The organism is Paenibacillus sp. FSL H3-0302 (assembly GCF_037982245.1).
Classification (GTDB): Bacteria; Bacillota; Bacilli; order Paenibacillales; family Paenibacillaceae; genus Paenibacillus_AQ; species Paenibacillus_AQ odorifer.
Window position 1 is genome coordinate 2,662,425 of record NZ_CP150284.1, and the last position, 22,824, is coordinate 2,685,248.

General features: G+C 44.2%; 20 protein-coding genes and 1 pseudogene. 16 read left to right on the top strand and 5 right to left on the bottom strand.

What is annotated here, in order from left to right:
• Positions 1-208 precede the first annotated feature (208 nt).
• From MHH50_RS11595 to MHH50_RS11605, 3 genes are all read left to right on the top strand, one after another.
• On the top strand, positions 209-1,027 hold the full coding sequence (locus MHH50_RS11595; RefSeq protein ID WP_076280473.1) for a histidine kinase: 819 nt from the start codon (positions 209-211) through the stop codon (positions 1,025-1,027).
• On the top strand, positions 1,024-1,683 hold the full coding sequence (locus MHH50_RS11600) for a response regulator transcription factor (protein ID WP_076130654.1): 660 nt from the start codon (positions 1,024-1,026) through the stop codon (positions 1,681-1,683). The genes MHH50_RS11595 and MHH50_RS11600 overlap by 4 nt, the downstream gene beginning before the upstream one ends.
• 63 nt (positions 1,684-1,746) lie before the next feature.
• Positions 1,747-2,388 (top strand): DUF1775 domain-containing protein, encoded by a 642-nt coding sequence (locus MHH50_RS11605; protein ID WP_076130655.1) that lies wholly within the window; start codon positions 1,747-1,749, stop codon positions 2,386-2,388.
• Positions 2,389-2,500: 112 nt separating this feature from the next.
• Here MHH50_RS11605 and MHH50_RS11610 read toward each other — a convergent pair whose 3' ends face one another.
• The 3 genes from MHH50_RS11610 to MHH50_RS11620 are packed head-to-tail and all read right to left on the bottom strand — an operon-like array spanning position 2,501 to position 5,909.
• Positions 2,501-4,435 carry a CotH kinase family protein gene (locus MHH50_RS11610; protein ID WP_340034349.1) on the bottom strand — a complete coding sequence of 645 codons (1,935 nt, stop codon included), beginning with the start codon at positions 4,433-4,435 and terminating at the stop codon, positions 2,501-2,503.
• Between the two features lie 29 nt (positions 4,436-4,464).
• On the bottom strand, positions 4,465-5,193 hold the full coding sequence (locus MHH50_RS11615) for a DUF4956 domain-containing protein (protein ID WP_036683492.1): 729 nt from the start codon (positions 5,191-5,193) through the stop codon (positions 4,465-4,467).
• A 2-nt stretch (positions 5,194-5,195) separates the two neighbouring features.
• A complete protein-coding gene (locus MHH50_RS11620) occupies positions 5,196-5,909 on the bottom strand; it encodes a polyphosphate polymerase domain-containing protein (protein ID WP_036683495.1) in 714 nt (237 codons plus the stop codon).
• A gap of 226 nt (positions 5,910-6,135) precedes the next feature.
• On the opposite strand from MHH50_RS11620, the gene MHH50_RS11625 reads away from it, so the two are divergent.
• The 4 genes and pseudogenes from MHH50_RS11625 (at position 6,136) to MHH50_RS11640 (ending at position 12,615) form a co-directional block, all read left to right on the top strand.
• Complete coding sequence (locus tag MHH50_RS11625; RefSeq protein ID WP_340034350.1) at positions 6,136-7,377, top strand: metallophosphoesterase family protein; 1,242 nt, start codon at positions 6,136-6,138, stop codon at positions 7,375-7,377.
• Between the two features lie 220 nt (positions 7,378-7,597).
• Positions 7,598-8,356, top strand: coding sequence for a DUF6612 family protein (locus tag MHH50_RS11630; RefSeq protein ID WP_340012377.1), 759 nt, complete (start codon positions 7,598-7,600; stop codon positions 8,354-8,356).
• A 350-nt stretch (positions 8,357-8,706) separates the two neighbouring features.
• Positions 8,707-11,859 (top strand): annotated as a pseudogene (locus MHH50_RS11635) (X2-like carbohydrate binding domain-containing protein); the annotation flags it as partial.
• The gene (locus tag MHH50_RS11640; protein ID WP_340034609.1) at positions 11,833-12,615 is read left to right on the top strand and encodes a X2-like carbohydrate binding domain-containing protein; all 783 of its coding nucleotides are present in this window, start codon (positions 11,833-11,835) and stop codon (positions 12,613-12,615) included. The pseudogene MHH50_RS11635 and the gene MHH50_RS11640, both read left to right, overlap by 27 nt.
• A gap of 467 nt (positions 12,616-13,082) precedes the next feature.
• Here MHH50_RS11640 and MHH50_RS11645 read toward each other — a convergent pair whose 3' ends face one another.
• Positions 13,083-13,823: an SDR family NAD(P)-dependent oxidoreductase gene (locus MHH50_RS11645; RefSeq protein WP_076220260.1), complete on the bottom strand. Its 741-nt coding sequence runs from the start codon at positions 13,821-13,823 to the stop codon at positions 13,083-13,085.
• Between the two features lie 131 nt (positions 13,824-13,954).
• On the opposite strand from MHH50_RS11645, the gene MHH50_RS11650 reads away from it, so the two are divergent.
• Both MHH50_RS11650 and MHH50_RS11655 read left to right on the top strand, forming a co-directional pair.
• Positions 13,955-14,848, top strand: a complete 894-nt coding sequence (locus MHH50_RS11650; protein ID WP_312150922.1) for a LysR family transcriptional regulator — start codon at positions 13,955-13,957, stop codon at positions 14,846-14,848.
• 388 nt (positions 14,849-15,236) lie between these two features.
• Positions 15,237-15,947 (top strand): SAM-dependent methyltransferase, encoded by a 711-nt coding sequence (locus tag MHH50_RS11655; RefSeq protein WP_076279853.1) that lies wholly within the window; start codon positions 15,237-15,239, stop codon positions 15,945-15,947.
• 77 nt (positions 15,948-16,024) lie between these two features.
• On the opposite strand, the gene MHH50_RS11660 is transcribed toward MHH50_RS11655, so the two are convergent.
• Positions 16,025-17,239: an MFS transporter gene (locus tag MHH50_RS11660; RefSeq protein WP_076190144.1), complete on the bottom strand. Its 1,215-nt coding sequence runs from the start codon at positions 17,237-17,239 to the stop codon at positions 16,025-16,027.
• A gap of 174 nt (positions 17,240-17,413) precedes the next feature.
• Between MHH50_RS11660 and MHH50_RS11665 the strand changes: the two genes are divergently transcribed.
• The 7 genes from MHH50_RS11665 to MHH50_RS11695 all read left to right on the top strand — a co-directional run bounded on the left by MHH50_RS11665 (position 17,414) and on the right by MHH50_RS11695 (position 22,824).
• Positions 17,414-17,575: a hypothetical protein gene (locus MHH50_RS11665; protein ID WP_175618940.1), complete on the top strand. Its 162-nt coding sequence runs from the start codon at positions 17,414-17,416 to the stop codon at positions 17,573-17,575.
• Positions 17,572-18,534, top strand: a complete 963-nt coding sequence (locus tag MHH50_RS11670) for a phosphotransferase (protein ID WP_340034351.1) — start codon at positions 17,572-17,574, stop codon at positions 18,532-18,534. Before MHH50_RS11665 ends, MHH50_RS11670 begins: the two co-directional genes overlap by 4 nt.
• A gap of 60 nt (positions 18,535-18,594) precedes the next feature.
• Positions 18,595-19,080: a DUF3888 domain-containing protein gene (locus tag MHH50_RS11675; RefSeq protein WP_256715141.1), complete on the top strand. Its 486-nt coding sequence runs from the start codon at positions 18,595-18,597 to the stop codon at positions 19,078-19,080.
• A 758-nt stretch (positions 19,081-19,838) separates the two neighbouring features.
• Positions 19,839-20,174, top strand: coding sequence for a hypothetical protein (locus MHH50_RS11680; RefSeq protein WP_254847621.1), 336 nt, complete (start codon positions 19,839-19,841; stop codon positions 20,172-20,174).
• Positions 20,175-21,317 (top strand): DNA polymerase III subunit beta, encoded by a 1,143-nt coding sequence (gene dnaN / locus MHH50_RS11685; RefSeq protein ID WP_340034352.1) that lies wholly within the window; start codon positions 20,175-20,177, stop codon positions 21,315-21,317.
• 636 nt (positions 21,318-21,953) lie between these two features.
• Complete coding sequence (locus MHH50_RS11690; RefSeq protein ID WP_340034353.1) at positions 21,954-22,292, top strand: flavodoxin domain-containing protein; 339 nt, start codon at positions 21,954-21,956, stop codon at positions 22,290-22,292.
• Between the two features lie 25 nt (positions 22,293-22,317).
• Entirely contained in the window at positions 22,318-22,824 is a 507-nt protein-coding gene (locus MHH50_RS11695) for an EFR1 family ferrodoxin (protein ID WP_340034354.1), read from the top strand.

Here is a 22,824-nt window from a genome sequence, read left to right on the forward strand (position 1 = left end):
TTTTTGCTACAATATAAGAAAGTATAAATTTTCACTATATATTGCTTATAATATTATGAAGGATAGCATTATTTTTTTAAAATACTTAAATTTGTAACAATAAGAACTTTAAATAGCCCGATCGAGTCATGTAGCAGAATTGTGACGGTGATATTGTTAATCATAAGATGTACGGGAGGGGACAGCAACGTATAACCGAATCAAGTATATGATCCTGTTACTGCCAACGCTAATGGTAGGGATCTGGGAGGTCGTGCGCCATCAGTTTCTAATGCCTTATATCTCGATGGATCTGGGGAATTATTTGACACCTGTCCTCGTATTTTTGTTCACTCTTGTATTGCTCGTCCCTTTGTTTTCGCTGATGGAGCGGAATCAGCGGGAGCTGGAGCAGGAACGTGCGCTCAAAGAGGCAATGAAAGCCCGGGAAGGGCTAGCTAAGGAACTGCATGATGGGATGGCGCAATCTTTATTTCTTTTATCTGTCAAAATAGATCGTCTGGAAGCAAGCCGCAGGAATGGGGAAGTCAGCGAAGAAAATGTGGATCAGATCAAAAAGACCGTCCACGAGGTGAACCGTTATGTTCGACAGGCGATCGCCAATCTGAAGGTACCTGTGTCTGAGCAGCACTCTTTTTCATTGGAACAGTCGGTTAAAGATCAGCTTGCTCAAATGGCTAACGAGATTATGATTGAGGTTTCCTTGGATTGGAGTCTACAGGATGAAGCCCTCTCTCCTTCGGAAAAAGCAGAGCTGCTATCTTGTATCCGAGAGGCTATTATTAATGTGCGTAAGCATACAAGAGCGGCGAAGGTTTCTATCACAGGTGCAGGCACTGAGAAAAACTGGAGCGTGGCGATTGTCGACAATGGCGAAGGATTTCAGCATGATCCCTTTGAGGTGAACGGAAGTTACGGCCTTCAGATCATGAAGGAACGTGTCGAAGGAATGGGATGGAAGCTTCAGGTGAGCTCCGACAATACGGGGACAAATGTGGAAATTACGAAAGGAGGGGGAAGTTTATGAGCCGGTACCGGGTTTTGGTTGTGGATGATCATGCGCATGCACGTGAGGCGATGTGTGAGATTTTGTCCATGGATGATAGTTTTGAGGTCATTGGTGTAGTGGAGAGTGGTCCTGAGGCGATCGCGTTCACGGCCCAGTGGATGCCTGATCTCATTCTTATCGACATTCAGATGCCGGAGATGGACGGGCTGGAGACTACTCGCCGGATCAAGCAGGAATATCCCTATGTCAAAATCGTTATCGTTACGGTATCGGACGAAATTTCCCACCTCCTCGAAGCATTGAAGCAAGGCGCACAAGGGTACTTACTCAAGAATCTGGCACCTTCCACCTGGATTGAATATTTGCAAGCCATTGTGAATGAAGAAGCACCGCTAAGCCGGGAGCTGGCTTTTCAAATCTTGAAAGAATTTACCGTTCCTTCATTAACGGACGAAGGGGAGTCTTTGACGGCGAGGGAGAAGGAGATTTTAAGCTGTGTGTCTTCCGGATCGACGAATAAAGAGATTGCCATAAGCCTGTCGATTTCGGAGCATACCGTAAAAAACCATCTGAAAAACATCCTTCAGAAGCTTCAACTCCAAAATCGTACGCAGCTAACGCGTTATGCTCTGGAGCAGGGGCTTGCTTCACGTAAACGTGATTTTCCGCGGTAAATATGAGGATAGAGATGAAAGTGAAAAATGATAAAATTACTTAAAGAAAGAGGCACTCTAACTATGAACAGATTATCTCGCAAAATAATGACACTCTTCGCACCAGCCGCTGCAACACTTCTGTTGTTCGCAGCCGTGGCTAGCGCGCACGTAACCGTAGCACCAGCACAATCCAGTACCGGAGCATGGGAGACTTACACACTTAAAGTTCCTTCAGAAAAAGATGTGGCGACTGTACAAGTCGATCTACGAATCCCGGCGGGTGCCGAGTTCAAGCAATATGAGGCTACACCGGGCTGGGATGTTACCATTGAGGGGAACAAAGTTAGCTGGATAGCTAATGGAGAAGGAATTAAAGCAGGGCAATTCCAACGTTTCTATTTCACAGCAAAGAATCCTGATACTGCAGGCGACATTGCTTGGGATGCTTATCAGCATTATGCCGATGGCAGCTTGGTGCAGTGGTCTGGTGAGGCAGGAACAGAAAGTCCGCATTCTATTACTTCGATTGTGCAAGCCTCCGGTGGGGATGAACATTCTCATGGTTCCAGTGACAATGGCATGAGCATGGAAGAACATAATGCCATCATGGAAAGCGAGAACAACTCCACCAGTGTCAACCCAATGGTCTATATCGCATTAGGGATCTCTTTACTAGCCTTTTTAATAGCAACCATAAGTATATTGCGCGGGCGAAAAGAGTAAGCGGGAACTAGTTGTGATACAAGAATATAGTGTTCATGCAAGAAGCCTCCGTCAATAAACGACGGAGGCTTCTTGCATGAATTAATTGGTGATGAGGATACTTTTTACTTATCTACAGCCGTTTGCGTTTGTAAAAGGTTACGAAAGCAGCGGTTAGTATTAGGAGAAGGATGGCGACGCCAGTTGTGATGGCTTCACTCGTGCTGCCTTTTTGCTGCATAGTACCAGCACCACCAAAGTCGCCACCGCCCATACCACCAGGCATACCGCCACCAAAGCCACCGCCGCCCATGCCGCCACCACCAGGACCATTTCCGCCGCCTTCAGGGAAAGCGGGTCCGCCCATAGCACCAGGCTCACCACCCGCGCCGCCGTCAAATCCACCTTGAGCAGCTTGGCCATTAGTGTTGGCCTGTCCACCTTGAGCAGCTTGGCCGTTAGTGTTGGCCTGTCCACCCTGAGCAGTTTGCCCTGTTTGTGTAGTCTGCCCACCCGCAGCTGCTTGTGAGTTACTGCTAGGCCCCTCGCCGGCATTAGGGATAGCCGGTCCGCCCATGGCACCAGGTTCACCACCTGCACCGCCTTGGGCAGTCTGTCCACCCGTAGCCGCTTGCCCTTCGGTATTTGGTGCAGCTGCATTTGCGCCAGCATTACCAGTAGCGCCAACCGCACCTGTGGCCTGCCCAGCACCCGCAGCGCCTTGAGCTGCGCCATTTTTAGCGCCGCCACCAAAGCCACCGCCGCCCATGCCACCACCACTTCCTGATCCGTCACCGGAGGAAGGAATGGTACCGTCGAGTTGCTGCTGGATACTTGTGGCCATGTTCGACATGAAGGTCTCAACAGCCTTTATCCCATTTTCATACTGTTCGAAAGTGTAGAAGGCGGATGGATCCGCTTTGACATAGCTGGAAATCATCGTGTTCAGCTCATCCATCCGAGCCTGGAACGTATCGTCCGCTAGATAGCCAGTAATCATCTCACTAACAATCTCATGATATTTCGTTTTGTATTCATCATTAGCGAGCAGTTTCGCAATCAGTGGACGTTCTGCCAACGCACCTTGGGTAGGCTCGTCAATTAACACATCTGCGCTTCCCATGCCGCCAAAAGCCATATTGTAATCCCACGGCAGAATCGAGAAGACCCCATCGTCTTCATATAAGTAATAATTCTGCTTATTTCCACCTAAATAACTGTCCATATTACCCGTGACCGCATTTAGAGCGATATACTTCAGCGATTCCTCTACGTCGATGTATTTTTCATAATCGGTGCCGTTGTTTAGCTCATTCAGCATGTCGACAAGAATATCATCGTTAGACTTATCGGATTTCATTTCTAGTCCAGTATAGAGGGATGGATCATCGCCCAGCCAAGTCAAATCACTGCCCTGACCGGTCATTACACCTTTATAAAGTGCACCATAAGTGTTGCCGAAATTGCGTTCCAGATAAGCATCACTGATCTGTTCTACTGCAAGATAGAAACCCTTCAGTTCATTGTTTACATACACATTGACGAAGGAATATTTCGGCGTCGGGAGACCGACACTTTCAGCGAGCTCATAAGTCAGAAATTCACGCATATAAGAAGCATCGCTGTAATTATTATTCAGGTTGATCTTAGTAATGCCGAATAAATTCTGGTTAACATACTCATCAAAAGAAATTTTGAAGCTGTAGCGGTCAGAGTCTGTCATCTGTACTACGCTTCTGAGACTGAGATTTCCTTTGGTCCGTACAGCTACATTATCGTATTTCATACCGTTGTACTCGACGGAAGCCATTTTATATTCTTCAGCACTGGCATTATCCAGCATATCCTGAAAATCGTCCGGGTCCAAGGTGATTTTGACATCCACGACCTTATCTTTTGGAAAGACCTGCTCGTCTAGCTTTTTCTCATCGCTCGAAATGACCTTGTCCTGAGCATCAGACGTTGGATTATTTATTGCAGACGGACTTGCATTCTGACACCCGGCTACGGCGATGACCAGCAGCAGGCAGCAAAAACTCAGCAGGATTGACTTACCTCTGGTTTTCATCTGGGGCACCGCCTTTCATCTCGTTGTAATTAAGATACATAGTCACCGCTATAGCTGATCAAGAGTGCATTTTTGACACCTTTTAGGTCAGAGACTGTGTTGACAAAGCCGCCTACTTTATCATCCAGACGAAGCTCCAGCGTCAATTCAATATTGTTTGCGGAGACTGTTTTTTGCTTCACATTGTAGCGTTTTACGGATTTGGTGATATGGCTGTGTACTTCACGTTCGCTTTCATCACTGTCGCAGTTAATGACCAGTAAGTATGGCGTTTCGATAGAAGAGTGTTTAATGAACAGGAACAAAATAAGGCCGATAATGATCGAACCGATAATAGCCAAGGTGAAAAATCCTGCTCCAGTTACAATCCCTGCTACAGCTGCCCAGAACAAGAAGATCAGATCAGTTGGATCTTTGATCGGTGTTCTGAAACGAACGATGGACAATGCGCCGACCATACCGAGGGACAGCACAAGGTTAGAGTTAATCGCGATAATGACAGTAGCTGTAATCATGGTCATGCCCATGAGTGAGACGTTAAAGCTTTTGGAATATAAAACGCCGCTAAAGACACGTTTGTAGAGCAGGTAAATGAAGTATCCGATCAGAAAAGCTACGCCCAAGGTAATCAGCATCTTGGAGATACTAATATCAGATACAAAATTGTCGATCACCGAGTTTTTAATAATGTCTGAAAAATTATTTGTAGTATCTGTAGTCGTTGTTGTAGCTGCTAGCGGTGCTAGTGATGCATTCATAATCAATAATCCTCCCAAGTGTTAGTTTTTAAGAATTTGCGGCAGATCACGTATTTCGAAGCGGACTGCCTATTCAGTCCCTCCAGCTGCAACGCGATTTTAATGTACTCCGGAATATACTCATCGAATTTCACTTCGAAAATTATGAAGTTCTCATCAATCGCCCGAATCGGATGCAAATCCTTATCGAAAATATCCGTAGAGTGCAGGCCCGTACGTAGTTCTTTATCGAACGTTATTCGCACATTTCCGTTGTGGCAAACATAAGGCTCGCGAACATAATCCACGATGACCTTGGGTCGCAGCAGGTTATGGCGCATCTGATCGTATAACTCCATGAACAGCGGACTGTCCGGGACGTTCAGCACTTCGTAGTTGCCCGCCATAATCTCGTCGTACATTTGCCGGGTTAGTGGTTCTTTGATTTTAGCGATATAATCGTCCATTTTAATTTTTTTCTCAAAGTGAATGATGTTGTCTTGAATGTTGTAAATGCGAATCCGGTATTTGGCCCGCTCTCTGAGACCGCCGAGCTTGTCTGCAAGTGCCGTGTTGTTGATATCGTCAAAATACAAACTCCGAATGTGGTATTCTCCACTCTCATTAGCGTGTTGATCTTTATCAATCAAGCTTTGCAATCGCTGGCGCAATATAAGGTATTGATGATAGTTAATGAAAAATTTAAGTTCATGCCGGAATTGAAGCTTCTTATTCATTTTCACACCTCGTTTCTCTCTCTATCTCTGGCTAACCTTCCTGCTTGACTAATTCTAGGAGACAGACCTTATGCTTAACTTAAAATAGACTGAATGTTTGCTGAATGTTTTACACTGCGTTAACAAAACTCTGTATAAAGATTCGTGTGCAGATTTGACTTCTGACTTTGTAGGGGGCTATCTTATTTAGAAGGCTAGAGAGAAATTTTCATAAGGAGGTACCGTGATGAGAGACTATAAATTTGCCATAATCCTAGGAGTGCTTGTGATTGTGGTTATTTTAGTGGCTTATGGGTTGGAACGATCGAAAAGCGGAAGTAATGCAAATTCACCAGCACCGTATGATCTCGTGACTACCTTTAAGGGAGATGCGAGCACAAGCCGCGCGTTTACTTGGTATACAAGTGATTCGAGTGCAGCAGGCATTCTGGAGATTGTAAAGGGACAGGTGTCCTCTTTTGCAAATACGGATGTACAAAGGGTAGAAGCAAAAAGTAGTTCCATCAAAACAGACAATGGCACCAAAGGTGTTCATAAAGTGGAGGCTACGGGTCTTGAACCCGGGACGTTATATACTTATAGAGTGGGTAGTGGCGTTGAAGGAGAATGGAGTCCGGCAGCGGAATTTACAACGGAAGAAGATGGACTGGACAGTGTGTCTTTTATCAACGTAACGGATTCTCAAGGGGAAACGGCAGAGGATTTTAAGCTGTGGGGAAATACATTGAACAAGGCTTTTCAGACATTTCCTGAAGCTGAATTTATTGTGCATAACGGGGATTTGACGGAGGATCCGGAGGATTCGGCAGGCTGGGATGATTTTTTTGGCAATGTGCAGGGCTGGATTTCAGGGATTCCGTTAATGCCGGTAACAGGCAATCATGATGAGGTGGATGAGGATGCAACGTATTATACTTCACACTTCAACCTGCCGGATAATGGGGCAAAGGGTTCAATTGCAGGCACCTCGTATTCCTTCGATTATGGACCTGTGCATGTAACGGTACTGAATACAGAGAGCAATCTAAAAAAGCAAACGGAGTGGCTGAAGGAAGATCTGAAGAACACAGACAAGAAGTGGAAAATCGTTGCGATGCACCGACCGGCTTACGGGGGGAACTCCTATAAGAAAGTTGAAAATTGGACGGATATTTTTGATACGTATGAGGTTGATTTAGTGCTGCAGGGTCATAATCATGAATACTCCAGATCCTACCCGTTACGTGGCGGAAAAATAGTTCCAGAAGGCGAGAGTTCCAAAGGTGCTAAACGAGGGACAGTCTATGTGGTGACCAACGCTTCTGGAGGGAAATTTAACGAGAAAAAAGAAGATCAGTTCTATCATGCGGTGCATTTTCAGAACTATAAGCAAATGTTTGCGGGCATTAACGTTACCGGGGATACATTAACCTATCAGGCCTATGATGTGGATGGAAAGCTGCTGGATGAGTTTGTGTTGACACATTGAGCTAAGAGAATTGGATAATATTATTTAAATACCTTCTCTGCTGTAAAGTCGGGGAGGTATTTTTTGATTTGCATTAAAACACTAAATTCAGCGCAACAACTGTGTATCTTAAGCCGTTTTTTCACATGTCTACCTTTTCCGTCATATAAGCTGTTAACTTTATAATGATAAAATAGATTTAGTTATATTTGGATTTCATTTGAAGTGAAGGGGAAGTAATATGTTTATCAGAAAAATGGTTTTTATCGGTATCATTTGTATGTTAGGTTTGACAGGTTGTGCAACGAACACTAAATCAGGTGCTGAAGGAGAGGGAGATAAGCGTGCAGAGGAGCTGCTCAGCATGTCTCGGAGTGAACTGGCTAAGCAGGAGAACTATACTATAGAAATGGAGAAACAAGAAGAAACATCCAGCAAATCGGAAAAAAGTGAAGATAAACATTGGTCGAGCGCTGTTTCATTTCATGTCGACTATGTTAGAAATCCTTATACCGTATATCTAAAATCGGAGACTGCGGAAGGAAAGGAACGAGAAGAATACATATCGGATACTGAATATCATACAAAGGTAATGGATGATTTATTTATTAAGCAGGACGATTATATTCCAGCGAAAGAAAAACAAATCGCACAAAGATTTATTGACCCGTATGATTATATAGACATGTACCGGATAGATTCTCAGGGGATCGTTGTTTCTGAGGAGGAACAAGAATACATACTTTCGATAGAGATATCGTCTCATGATGCGAGTAAGGAAACGATGAAATTGATGAAGCAGAATTTGACAGACAAGATTAAACTAAGATATACGCTGGATAAAACTACACTTTTGCCGCATAAAGTGGAGGCAGAAATATTCACTTCATTGAAATCAGAAAACTTAAATTCAGAGTCAGTGCTCACGTTGCAAACAACTATCAGCAATTTTAATGGTATAAAAGAGATTGTTATGCCTGTAGATACTAGTGAAGAATAGTTATATCAGAAGCCTCTGGGATTTATTCCGGAGGTTTTCTTTATCAGCAGAATTATTTTCAATCAAAATTTAGTGAAATTGTATCCAGAAGTGTGAAAATGGTACGATTTTTAGAGACAATCTTCTGCAAAATATAACCATTTTCTCTCGATAATGAAAAACCTTACCATTATAATGAAAGCGTTATCAGAAAATGGAGTCTAAGTTCTGAAGGTATGGATTAAGGGGGAGGGAGGAGCAGGGATATAGAGTAAGAAGAAGGCATAAACAAACCAATTATATCGTAGGAGGCGTAAAACGTGATTCGTAACCGTATCCGGAAAACAGGACTTTTGGTCCTGCTTGGCGCGATGGTAGGCTCTTTATTCTCTGCATTCCCAGCTACTACCCATGCAGCCTCAAGTGAACCTTACACCTGGAAAAGCGTTGTAACGGGAGCTGGCGGGGGCTTTGTACCCGGAATTATTTTTAATCAAACTGAACCGAATCTGATTTATGCCAGAACAGATATTGGCGGGGCCTATCGCTGGAATCAAGCTACATCTAGCTGGACATCAATTAGTGACTCGGTAGGCTGGGTGGATTGGAACAAGAATGGTGTTGATGCTCTGGCTACAGACCCAATTGATCCTAATAAAGTCTACATGGCAACGGGTACGTATACTAATCATTGGGATAATAATGGCCAGATTATGCGCTCTAATGACCGGGGGAACACCTGGCAAACTACTCCACTGCCTTTTAAAGTAGGTGGCAATATGCCTGGCCGTTCCGCTGGTGAACGTCTAGTCATCGACCCCAATAAGAACAACATTCTCTATTTTGGAGCTAGAAGTGGTAATGGTCTCTGGAAGAGTATTGATTCGGGTGTAACTTGGTCAAAGGTAACCTCTTTTCCAAACGTAGGAACGTATATTCAGAATCCGACACTTGATTATGGGAATGATCTTGTCGGATTGTCTTGGATCACTTTCGATAAGAGCACAGGTACACTTGGCAACGCTACTCAAACGATATATGTCGGTGTGGCCGATACGGCTAGCAGCGTATATCGGAGTACAGATGGTGGAGTAACCTGGACAGCTCTGGCTGGACAACCTACGGGGTTCTTGCCACATCACGGCGAGCTGTCATCCACAGGTGATCTCTATATTACTTATAGTAATGGTGTAGGTCCCTATGATGGCAGTAAGGGTGAAGTTTGGAAATACAACAAAACTAGTGGGGCTTGGACCAATATCAGTCCTACGACCGGTGAAGATAACTGGTATGGCTTTGGTGGATTGGCGCTGGATGCTCAGCACCCTAACACATTGATGGTATCCAGCTTAAACGCTTGGTGGCCTGATGAAGTTATTTTCCGCAGTACCAATGGTGGGGCTACTTGGAGTCGCATTTGGGATTGGGGCAATTATCCAGAACGGACTTATAAGTTCAGCATGGACATCACCGCTGCTCCATGGCTCGATCATGGAACCACTTCAACATCCCTGGATCCTTCACCGAAGCTAGGCTGGATGATGGGTGATTTGGAAATTGATCCATTTAACTCGAATCGAATGATGTACGGAACTGGAGCAACAATTTATGGCTCGAACAATTTGACCTCATGGGATACCGGAGGCAAGGTAAATATCTCTGTCATGGCAAAAGGTGTGGAGGAAACTGCAGTGCTGGGGCTAATTAGCCCGCCAACCGGAACCTCCCATTTGATCACTGCACTTGGTGACGTTTCCGGTTTCCGTCATGAGGATTTGTCGGTAGCGCCGACTAAATTCCAGACCAGTCCTTCATGGGCAACGACGATGAGTATTGACTATGCTGAACTGAGTCCGTCCTATATGGTGCGGGTAGGCAGTGCAGATAAAGAAAAAACGCCAAGTATGAAGTCCATTGGTATCTCTAACGATGGTGGAGTGAATTGGTACATGCCAAACTCCGAGCCTTCCAATGGAACCAAAACAACGGTTGGCCATGGACAAGTAGCTGTCTCTGCAAGTGGTAATTCCATTCTGTGGAGCACCTCAGATATCGGGGTGTATTATTCCAAAACCTCAGGCAATTCTTGGACAGCAAGTGCAGGATTACCGGCTGGAGCGAAGATAGCGTCTGATCGCGTGAATCCTAACAAATACTATGGATTTTATGCCGGAACCTTCTATGTAAGTGTGGATGGTGGAGCTACATTTACTGCCACCGCAGCTTCGGGCTTCCCGACCAATAATGTGGCTGGATTACAGCCGAATGAAGCCCAAATCAGTATGAAGGCAGTTCCAGGTATTGAAGGTGACATTTGGTTTGCCGGAGGAAATACGGTTGAGAATAAATATGGTCTATGGCACTCCACTAATTCAGGTGCGAGCTTCACGAAGTTAACGAATGTAGAAGAAGCTGACCTTATTGGTTATGGTAAGGCTGCTCCGGGCCAAACTTATATGGCATTGTACACCGTAGCTAAGATTGATGGTGTACGGGGCGTATTCCGTTCCGATGATGTTGGCGCAACTTGGGTTCGTATTAATGACAATGCTCATCAATACGCTAAGATCAATATGGCGATTACTGGGGATCCAAGAATCTATGGACGTGTATATCTCGGTACGAATGGCCGAGGCACCTTGTATGCTGATCCTGTAAATCCACCAGCTACAGGCTCGACCATTACGCCAATAACTGCAAGCTTTGATAAGAAAACAGCGAATCAGGCAGACGTTGCAGTAACTATGACGTTGAACGGAAACACGCTGAGTGCGATCAAGAACGGAACGGCAACCCTCGTAGCAGGAACGGATTATACGGTAAGTGGATCAATAGTGACGATTAAAAAAGCGTATTTAGCGACGCAAGCGGTAGGAACGACAACGCTGACGTTCAGCTTTAGCGCTGGAGCTACACAATCTTTGGCGGTAGCGGTAACGGATACTACAACACCAGTATCCAACTCCACGATAACGCCAACAAGCGCGGGATTTGATAAGAAAACAGCGAATCAGGCAGACGTTGCAGTAACTATGACGTTGAACGGAAATACGCTGAGTGCGATCAAGAACGGAACGGCAACCCTCGTAGCCGGAACGGATTATACGGTAAGTGGATCAACAGTCACTCTCAAGAAGGAGTATTTGGCAACTCAAGCGGTAGGAACGACAACGCTGACGTTCAGCTTTAGCGCTGGAGCTACACAATCTTTGGCGGTAGCGGTAACGGATACTACAACACCAGTATCCAACTCCACGATAACGCCAACAAGCGCGGGATTTGATAAGAAAACAGCAAATCAGGCAGACGTTGCAGTAACTATGACGTTGAACGGAAATACGCTGAGTGCGATCAAGAACGGAACGGCAACCCTCGTAGCCGGAACGGATTATACGGTAAGTGGATCAATAGTGACGATTAAAAAAGCGTATTTAGCGACGCAAGCGGTAGGAACGACAACGCTGACGTTCAGCTTTAGCGCTGGAGCTACACAATCTTTGGCGGTAGCGGTAACGGATACTACAACACCAGTATCCAACTCCACGATAACGCCAACAAGCGCGGGATTTGATAAGAAAACAGCGAATCAGGCAGACGTTGCAGTAACTATGACGTTGAACGGAAATACGCTGAGTGCGATCAAGAACGGAACGACAACCCTCGTAGCCGGAACGGATTATACGGTAAGTGGATCAACAGTCACTCTCAAGAAGGAGTATTTGGCAACTCAAGCGGTAGGAACGACAACGCTGACCTTTGAGTTTAGTGCCGGAGCGGCACAATCCTTGGTTGTCACTCTCTCAGATACGTCAGTAGCTCCTACAGCAGCACTGAAAGTGCAGATGTATAACGGTACAGTGACTGCTTCCGGAAATACGCTAAATCCAAAGTTTAAGCTGGTGAACACAAGTACAAGTGCCGTTGCACTTTCTGATGTGAAATTAAGATATTATTACACAATTGACGGAGAGAAGGCACAAAGCTTCTTCTGCGATTGGTCACAGGCTGGAAGCGCGAATGTAACGGGCACGTTTGTGAAGCTGCCAACGGCTAAAGCGGATGCGGATTATTATCTGGAGCTTGGATTCTCGAGTGCAGCAGGTTCACTAGCTGCGGGTGCGAGCATCGATATCCAAGTGCGAGTAGCTAAAGAGGATTGGTCAAATTACACTCAAACCGGAGATTACTCCTTTAATGCGGTTGATACCAATTTTGTAGACTGGACAAAAGCGCCCGCCTACATCTCAGGTAACCTGATCTGGGGTAATGAACCTAACTAAGAATCTTCACCAATAGTTATGCTGAAGAGGCTGTCCTAAAAAGTAGAAAATTCTACTTTTGGGGCAGCTTCTTACTTTAACCCTCAGGCTATAGGTGGTATGTACGCTATGTGCTACGTTCTATGAATCATGTGGTATGTGGTATGTCGGATGCATTTATGGTTCCTATAGTGTTGGCTATATAGTAATTAGGGAAAACCTCCCTGAAAATAGCCGATATTTGCTTTAAATCAACGAAATCAGGGGATTCTTCCCTGAAAATCAGGCGAATTCGTTAGTTTCCAGCAAATTAACCAATAATTAGGGAGGTTTTCCCTAATTATTGGCTGGATGACCAAAAAACTTAGAATTTTAGGGAGAAATTCCCCAATTATGCTATCAACGCTTCACTTCCTCCTGTACGGTACGCAAAAACCAGCTAATGATATTTAAAAGTAGTTCTGACATACCATTTGCTGTTTTGGCTGTTACAATGTTTGTCCGCTATCTATGGTAATGATCTGTCCAGTCATTGCTTCCTGTTCTAGCGCAGCGCAGACGAACTGGGCGATATTCTCGGCGGTTGAAATATGCTGAAGCAGCAGATTAGGGGCTAGTTTATGCATTTGTTCTTCTCGTCCAGACCACCATCTAGTAGCAACGGCTCCCGGTGCTACACAGTTAACTCTAATATGGGGAGCCAGCGCGTGTGCCAGAGATTTGGTAAGACCGTGGACAGCCGCTTTGGAGACGGCATAAGGAAGGGATGAGCCTAAGCCTGTCTGTCCAGCGATGCTGCCGAGATTGAGGATGGCTCCTGAATTTTTTTGGTTCATATACGGTGCAACCGCTCTAGCGCAGAAAAACATTCCTTTCACATTTACATCATATAACTCATCCCATACTTCCTCTGTTGCCTTTTCCAGATCTCCGAGAGCAATATGTTTAGTTATACTGGCGTTATTCACTAGCAGATCTATTGTCCCGAAATGCTGAATAATCGAATCGACCATACTTCGCACTTCCTGATCTTTAGACACATTCGCTTGTATTGCTATAGCCAACCCTCCTTGATTCAGAATCGTCTTTACGGTTTCATTGGCTTCATCCTCAGATCTAGAATAGTTCACTACGACGTGGGCTCCGCGTTTGGATAACTCCAAGCTTACAGCTTTGCCAATTCCAGTCCCTCCACCGGTTACTAATGCGACTTTATTGTTGAGATCCACCCTCAATCACTCCTTATGTTGGCGTATGTTGTTGTTATAAAGTATTCTATAGAGAAAAGTGGATTTCGTATAATTGAATATAATGAAGGTTTGGTTCAATTAATTTGAATTGAATAGGGGAGGGCACTAGGATGGATCTAAAAACAATAAAAACCTTTCAAACGATCGTAACTTCCGGAAGCTTTAATCGCGCAGCAGAAGAATTGAACTATGCCCAATCTACAGTTACGATGCAGATGCAAAGGCTTGAATCTGATCTGGGATGTCAATTGCTTGAGCGGGGGAAGCAAATCAGCTTAACAGAAGCAGGCAGATTGTTTTATGAAGAGAGCCTACATATTGTTAAAGATATGGAACGACTAGAGAGCCGTTTGGCTGATTTAAAAATAGGGGCAGCTGGCAACGTGCGATTAGGGGTAACGGACCCTACGGCGAGCTATCGTTTGCCGCAGCTTTTAAGTAGGTTTATGGTGCAATTCCCTAAAGTGAAGATCTCCGTGGATATTGCGGGAACCGCCGCACTTAGTGAACTACTCCTGCGTGGTGAAATTGATTTGGCAGTGTGTTCGGCACCAGAGCTCGGTAAGGAGCTGTATTTTGAACCCTTATTTGCGGAGGAATTCTTGTTACTTTTGCCAGAAGAGCATCCGCTAGCATCCAAGGAACGTATCACCCCAGAGGATCTACAGAGTCATCGCTTACTGATTACGGCAGCGAATTGTCCTTATCGTAAAAAATTAGAAAGTGTGCTGCAGGAATCAGGCGGGCCGCCACTAGATACAATGGAGATTGGGAGCATGACAGCGCTGAAATATTTTGTGGGAAGTGGTTTAGGTGTGGCACTTGTTCCTGAGATTGTGCTGAATCCAGCCCCAGCAGGAACTATAGTACGGAAGCTGGAGGGGAAGGTTATTGATATGACCTGTGGGATCCTATGTAAACTTTCAGATTATCCGCTTAAGCAAGCGAGCTCCAGATTGTATCATTTTTTAAAACAGGAACTAACCGTGACAAGGATATTTTGAATTTTAAACGAATTGTTAAGAAATAGAAAAAATAGAAAGGGCGGTGTTTGATGTTTTTTAGGAGGAAATTCAGTTTCTGGCTTTCAATTATAAGTATCATCATCTGTCTGAGTGACTATCTGGGGGTGGGGATCGCGAATATTATTCTTGTACGTTTGAACCCTATTATAGATACACTGATCTTTACAGAACCTTTTGAAAGCTTCATGGTTGATGTAAATAATTCGAGATGGGGAACCAGTAGTGCGTTAATCAGCGTCAGATTCCCAACGTATATTATTCATTTTGGAACGTTTTTGGTTTTGGGTATTCTAATGGATTACCTTATTCGTATATTAAAACAGAAGTAGAAGTGTAGATGAGCCTAGAAGAGGAAAGGTGAGCTGAGATGAGCGGAGCAAAGGGAAAACTTGATTTGGAGAGAATTGTTTTTATTGGCAGAACCTATGAGGAATATATACGTATGTTTGATTTGCTGGAATCAGATCTTATCGGCCAGAGCATTCTGGATTGTCCTGCGGGTGCTTGCTCTTTTACAGCAATAGCGAATCGGTTGGGTGGTGAAGTAACGGCTGCTGATATTGCTTACTATTACTCTGAAGATGAGCTGGCAGACAAAGGGGCTCAAGATATTGCACATGCGATGTCCGGAATGGAAAAAGTACAGGATAATTTCGTTTGGAACTACTTTAAATCAATCGAGGGACTGACCGAAGCGAGGAACGCAGCGTTAACCGCCAGCACTAAGGATCGAAGACAAACCCCGCAGCGATATGTTCCTGTGATACTTCCGGATCTGCCATTTGCGGATGAAGCATTTGATCTGACATTATCTGCTCACTTTCTATTTATGTACAGCGATCGGCTGGACTATGAATTTCATTTAGAGACTGTTAAGGAACTCATGCGGGTGACGAGAGGCGAGCTTCGAATCTTTCCACTAGTCGACCTCTCTTGTAAAAGGTATAAGTATTTAGACCGCCTTATTGATGATTTGGTGAGGCAAGGATTTACTGCAGAGGAACTAGAGGTTCCTTATGAATTTCAAAAAGGTGCAAAGCAGATGTTGAAGATTAGAAGAGCAGAATTGTTCCTCTGAAATATAAAAAACGAGGGTGCCTCAAGCCATGATGACTTTGGGAGCACCCTCGTTTTTTGTATAAATATCTATAAAGCTTACGCTACAGTTTCTTTCCGTTCTGCTACAAAACAAGCTATGCCTAATACCAGACCAAGGCCCACTAGAACCGCACCGACCCAAGGAAGCGAAGTGATCGCTAGATGAGAAATAACCCAACCGCCAATAAAGGCACCCGCTGCGTTACCGAGATTCCCGGCGGAGTGGCTGGTCGTTGAAGCAAGTGCAGGGGCTGCCTGAGCCAGACTCATAATTCGTATTTGCAGACCTGGCATGACCGCAAAGGACACCATACCCCAGAAAAATATTGTGATTACCGCAGCTATTGGGCTATGCATCGTGAAGGAAAAGATCGTTAGAATCATACTGACTGCAAAATAAAGTCCCACGATAGAAGGCATCAGCTTCCAATCCGCAAGCTTTCCGCCAACGATGTTCCCGATGGTCACCCCACAGCCGAATAAGACTAGAATCCAAGTCACACTATGTTCAGCAAAACCGGTCACTTCTTCAAGCAGTGGAGTAATATATGTGAACACGGTGAACAAGCTGGCGTTCCCTAACGCCCCGATCAATAAGAATAGCAGCAGCTTTGGATTAGCCAGCGCAGCAATCTGCTGGATAACACTCGCTGGTTTCTCTTGTTTAAGCTTTGGAATAAAAATGAGGATGCCGATCAGCGCGGCGACTCCCATGACAGCAATCGCTGCAAATGAGGCCCGCCAGCCCATACTTTGTCCAATAAATGTTCCTAGAGGAACTCCGACAATATTGGCTATCGTTAAACCTGCCATCATAATAGATACGGCTCCGGCCCGCTTATTGGGTTGTACAAGATTGGATGCAATGACTGCGCCAACCCCAAAAAAAGTACCATGAGTTAAAGCTGTAATTATACGAGCTACCATGAGAACGGTATAGTTTGGTGCAAACACAGAGATTCCGTTGCCCAGTATAAAAAGAATCATGAGAAGACATAACAGTTTCTTTTGCGGAATGCGCTGCGTGAGAATGGTCAGGATGGGTGCGCCAACGGCCACTCCAAGTGCGTACATTGTAATGAGTTGGCCAGCAGTCGAAATACTAACCTGTAAATCGTTGGCCACATTTGGTAAAATACCCATAATAACAAACTCAGTCATACCAATTGCAAAAGCGCCTACCGTAAGAGAGAGTATAGAGATGGGAAAGGGCTCTTTCCCTGCTCGCTCTTTGCGTGTTTGTGCCTTGTTGAGGTTTGGAATTGCATTCATGATGCCGATGTTCAACCTTTCTTCTGCCTGTAATGAAGCTCCACCTTGGTTAAGATGATAGATCCGACATGTAAGTATTGCTTTTCTATTATTTAGTTTTCTGAAAATATTTTCAAGATAAATATTTTTTCAGATAGTTTTCATTTTTATAGATCATTGAAGGGATGGTTATTTATGAATGATGAAGGCCAAGTCCAAGTGCTTGAATTGCCGGAAATGAAGCGAGAATTTAATAGCAGTTTGCAGAGTAATGATCGTGGATTGGTTATAGAAATCTATCAATTTGCGAACCCTTCCTGGCCCGATGAGACTGAATTGTTCCTTCCTTTGCGATGAGAAAAAATTATAAGCAGGCAGCTTTAATAGCGCTTCAGAACTTTGACCTGGATTGGACGCAGATTCGTTTTAACCAGCTATCGGATACCTGTACCTTTGTTATCGAAACTAATAAAGAGGGAACTTTTTTACTGCGCCTTCATTCGGGGAGATCTAAAGAGGAAATTAACTCCGAAATCGCGTGGCTGGAGCTTTTGAAGAGCAAAATTGATGTCCCCCTGCCAAAAGGTGTTCATGATCGCACGGGTGCTGTAACGTTCAGAGTGGAACAGGGAAATGGAGAAGGTGTTTATGCCTCTTTAATGCGCTGGGTTGAAGGGGAACATGCGAATGAAAATCTTACCGAAGAACAAATTTACAAAGAAGGCGTTCTATTAGCCAAGCTACATAAGGCGGCACAGGAGCTGGAGTTACCCTCTGGCTTTAATCGTCCTGTTTGGGATGAACATAGCTTTCGAAAAGCAATGCTTCGTTTAAAGCTGCATTATCATTGTTTTCTTACGGATGATGAGTTTGTGCTGTATCAGTCGGCAGCTGAGAAATTATTCAACTGGTTAAGCAAGCAGCATAAAAATAAGAACAGAAGGTCTTATGGCGTTATTCATGGAGATTTACATCAAGGCAACATCATATTTAAAGAGGGTGAGCCTCGGCCGATTGATTTTGGGAGATGTGGTTGGGGGTATTATCTTTATGACGTGGCACATACCCTTCTTGGACTGTATCCATTGCAAAGAGAAGGGGTCATTAAGGGGTACGAAAGTATCGCCAAGCTTGACGGGGAGTGGGTTCAGACTTTAGAGAATTTTACGGTCATGGTTATGATCGAAAATTATTGCCATCACGCATCCGATCCTAGGGAAACCGAGGGTCTAAAAGCAGAACAGACGTATGCGTTAGCGATCCTGAAAAATTATCTTAAGGGAGAACCCTTTCTTTTTAACAGGATTGAGATTTAACGTATAGAAATAGGGTCTCTTTGGGGAATTTATATAAAGTTCCCTAAGGAGGCTATTGTGATGAAAAAAAGCTGGATTGCTCCCCTTCTTGTCGCAGTGATGCTCGTTCTGACGCCACAACCTTGCTCCGCAAATAGGTTAATTCAACCTCAATCTGTAACACCTTCCAGGTCTGATTCGGGACTTCAACTGCCAGATCAAGATTCTCGCGAACTTAAGTTTCAAGACATGCTGATGTTATTTCTTTTACCCCATATTGAGAAAAAGATTGCAGATATTTATTCGCCGCTTTTGCGAGAATCGCCAATGGTTTATCCTTACTTTGTGGATGTGACTGAGGTGAAGCGGCTCAATGGTTTCCGTGGGTTTGATTTCTTGATTACACTTAACGTATATCCTACAGTTGGTCCACATATTTCAGTTGGAGAAGATACCATGACTTTTAGGATCTCTCCTGGTCCTAAGGTGAAGCTTGAATCGTTCAAGCATCTAAAAGACCCAAAAAAGTCAGACTTCCCACCAAATTATCAGAACATCCTGAGATAGTGTGGTTTCAGTAAGGCGCGTGGGTGGAAGAGTAGATATTAATATGTGCCGAACGTTGAGTTATGAGGCGAGCTATTTTTACATAAGTAGGGAGTTCTGAGGTAATGGTGATGGGAGTTGTAGGGAAAGGAGTCTTTGGGAGAGGGAAGGAAGGTTGGGTTAGTGGCATGATGAGGTGAGGGAGAGGGGAGGAAGGTTGGGTTAGTGGCATGATGAGGTGAGGGAGAGGGGAGGAAGGTTGGGTTAGTGGCATGATGAGGGTGTGTGAGGGGATGAAGGTTGGGTTAGTGGCATGATGAGGGTGTGCGTGCGTGTGTCCGCGAGCGGGCAAACGGGATAGTTGCAGTTTATACACTTATTTGCAGGAGATAAGAAGCTTAGTCACTTTTAGTTGCATTTGGTGCAGTTAAAAGAAGTCTTTTCACACTAATTTGTTAATATCGTTGAATTTAGTTGCAGAGAATACACTTATTTCGCTCGGGCAGCACAATGTATTGTTTATAGTTGTATAAAGTGCAATTAACTCATACATTCCCAAACGATTTTAAGCAAAATAAAAAAATCCATGGGTTATCGTTGCAATACCCAACTCATACCCAACTCATACCCAACTCATGCCCAGCTCACCGCACACACTCCGATCTTTGGGGTGTTTTTTTGTGGTTAGAATTGTGGTGGATTAATGGCGATTATGGTATTATGAAATTAGTGGATATATTGATTTAAGTTACTAAATTCAAATATGGAGGTGTGAGGGATTGGGTGATCATAAATTCGAGGGCGAACAAAAGGGGAGCAGTATTAGCGAAATTAAAAATAAGGTCACTAGCGATAGCGCAAGTAACAACGAGGATAAAGTCAAAGTAGGTGTAGCTACTAAAGACGGGCAGTTGGGGTTTCTTTTTACAAGGGGAGGGCTTCGGGAAGGTGCAGGTAGAAAAAGCACTGGTGTAACTAAAAAGGTATCACTGACGTTATCTGAGGACGTTTGGCAGGAGATAGAGCAGGCTTGCGCGGATCAGAACGCATCTCGCTCCCAAGTATTTCGGAACATCATTGAGGCGCATTTTGTAAAGGAATCTAAGGAGAGTTAGGTGAAGTCTTTGCTAATCCATGTATCAAAAGATTCTCTTAGTACCGCTTTACAGGCAGCATTAAAAGCCATATCCGCGAATAGTTCCTCACGTGTTCTATCAGGAATACTTATTCAAGCGCAAACTCAGGGTCTGATATTAACAGCCAGCAATATAAGAATGACCATTGAATATAAGCTCCCTGTGAAGATGGATTCGATGGTTGTGCACAACACAGGTGAGATCGTCGTTCCCGCGCGTTATTTTTATGAGATCATTCGTAAGCTTGATCCTGGACTAATTAGGCTGGAAATCGTAGAGTCATTGATATTAAATATTCAATCAGGGAGCACTCAATTTCGTTTATGTGGAATGGATGTGGCAGAGTTTCCAAGAATCCAATACATAGATCATCCAAACATTCAAAGGATAAGCATGAAGAACACTCTCCTGAAGCAAATATTTAAAAGAGTGGTTTTTGCGGTCTCTTCATCGGAAACCAGACCTGTGCTTACAGGAGTTTTGCTGCAAATAGAGAAGCATAATATTCGTGTAGTCGCCACTGATGGCATCCGCTTCGCCCAGCATGTTGTTGAAAGCGTAGAAGATTACGGGACAGTTCCTTTAGATGTTGTAATCCCGGGCAGCACCCTGGAGGATCTTTTAAAAATATTAAACGATGATCCAGACAGCAGCACCGATTTAGAAATAGGCCCCAAGCAGATCAGATTTATTTCTAGTGGATTGAGGGTTCAGTCTGCTCTTCTAGAAGGAACTTATCCCTCTGTCAATAATTTAATCCCAAAAGCGTACCTCTCCGAAGTGATTGTTAAGAAGGATCGTTTGTTACATGTGGTTGAACGTATTTCTATATTGGCTAGTGAGAGTGTTATGCTCAGCGTACTTCCTTCTAACATGCTAAGTTTAGTGTCCAAGACTGCAGAAATTGGGGATGTAAAAGAAGAGATTCCTTTGGAGCATCTGGAAGGTGATCATTTTCGAGTAGCCTTTAACGGAAAATATTTCAGGGACATCCTTCGGGCGATCGATAGCGAGACGCTTAGAATCAGGTTCGCGGGAAAAGAAAGGCCGCTGGTGATCCTACCTGTAGACGCATCTTCGTCCACACTTTTTTTAATTACTCCTGTGAGGACGCATGATTGAGGATTTGTTAAGTACAATATTTGAGCAGGTTTGGGTGAATAGCTGCAACTGAGTCCGATAGTGTGATAAAACGAGCGAAATTATGGAAATAAGAGCAACTGAGTCCGGACAGTTGTTAAAAAGAACACCGCCTGCCAAATTTGATCCTAGACGTGCTGCCCATTGCTTAAACTAGCTGTCTTGGGCTCAACTTAACTACTTCGTGCGGAATTAGCTACCTATGGCTCAACCTATCTACACCGTGCGGAATTAGCTCCCTATAGCCCAACCTATCTACTCCGTGCACGAAATTAGTTACCTATTACTCAACCTTGCCGCCTACGTCCTAAACTTAGCCGCCTACATCTCGAAACCAACTACCTTTTGCTCGATTGAAATCGTAGCGGACCGTATTGCAGCTATTTCAGCATATGGGTTCATTTTGCAAAGGTTTCGGACTGTATAGCTCTTATTGCCCCTGATTTGTGCAGAAAAGGAGTGCATTTGAGCGAATAGCTGCAACTGAGTCCGATAGTGTGGCAAAATGAGCGAAATTATGGAAATAAGAGCAACTGAGTCCGAATTAGCCAAAACCCATCTCAACTTCACAGCTTTCCCAGACGGGAATGAGGTATATTTGATCTGGGAGGGGATGGAATGCATAATGCAAAGACGGCCATATTTTATTTCTCAGGTACTGGCAATACGGAGATTATTGCTAAGCAATTTGCTGAAAGGCTAAGAAGTAAAGGGCAAGATGTAGATTTGTTTAGAGTGGAAGATGTTTTTAAAGGCACTCGTTCTGTAGAATATGAAGCCTATGATCTTATAGGTATTGGTCATCCGGTTCTAGGCTTTGGCGCTTCCGGTTTTGTTGAACGTTTTGCAGAAGGGCTACCTGATTGTAATGGAACCCCGGTATTTGTATTCAAAACGGCATCCTCTCCACACTATATCAATAACGGTGCTTCGTTCTTTGCGTGGGAAGGGATATAATCCCTTTCACAATTCGATTTTGGCGATGCCATGTAATTTTTATATTAAATATGATGACAGGTTGAATAAGCAGTTGTATCAAGCCGCACAGCGTAAGGTGGAATTGTTTGCAGAGGAAATCGAAAACCGGACACTACGAAATCTGCCGATTCACCCTGTGTTGGAGCGGGTTCTGAGAACAGTATATTATTGTGAGGAGCACCAAGGGGGAAAATACTTCGCCAAAGGATTGCGTACAACGGACGCTTGCACACTATGCTTAAAATGTGTCAGAAACTGTCCAACATCCAATATTAGTAGCGGCGTAGAAGGAATTGTTTTCAGTCAAAATTGTTTATTATGTATGCGTTGTGTTTATTCTTGTCCTCAGAAGGCAATCCAAGCGACACGACTTAAGGCTAGCGTAGTAGATCCCTATACTGGAGGTCCGAAGCTTCATAAACTAATGAAGGATTCTGCGAATGATGGACGGTTTGTTACTCCCAAATCCAAGGGCTACTACAAGCATTTTATTAAGTATTTGGAGGAATGA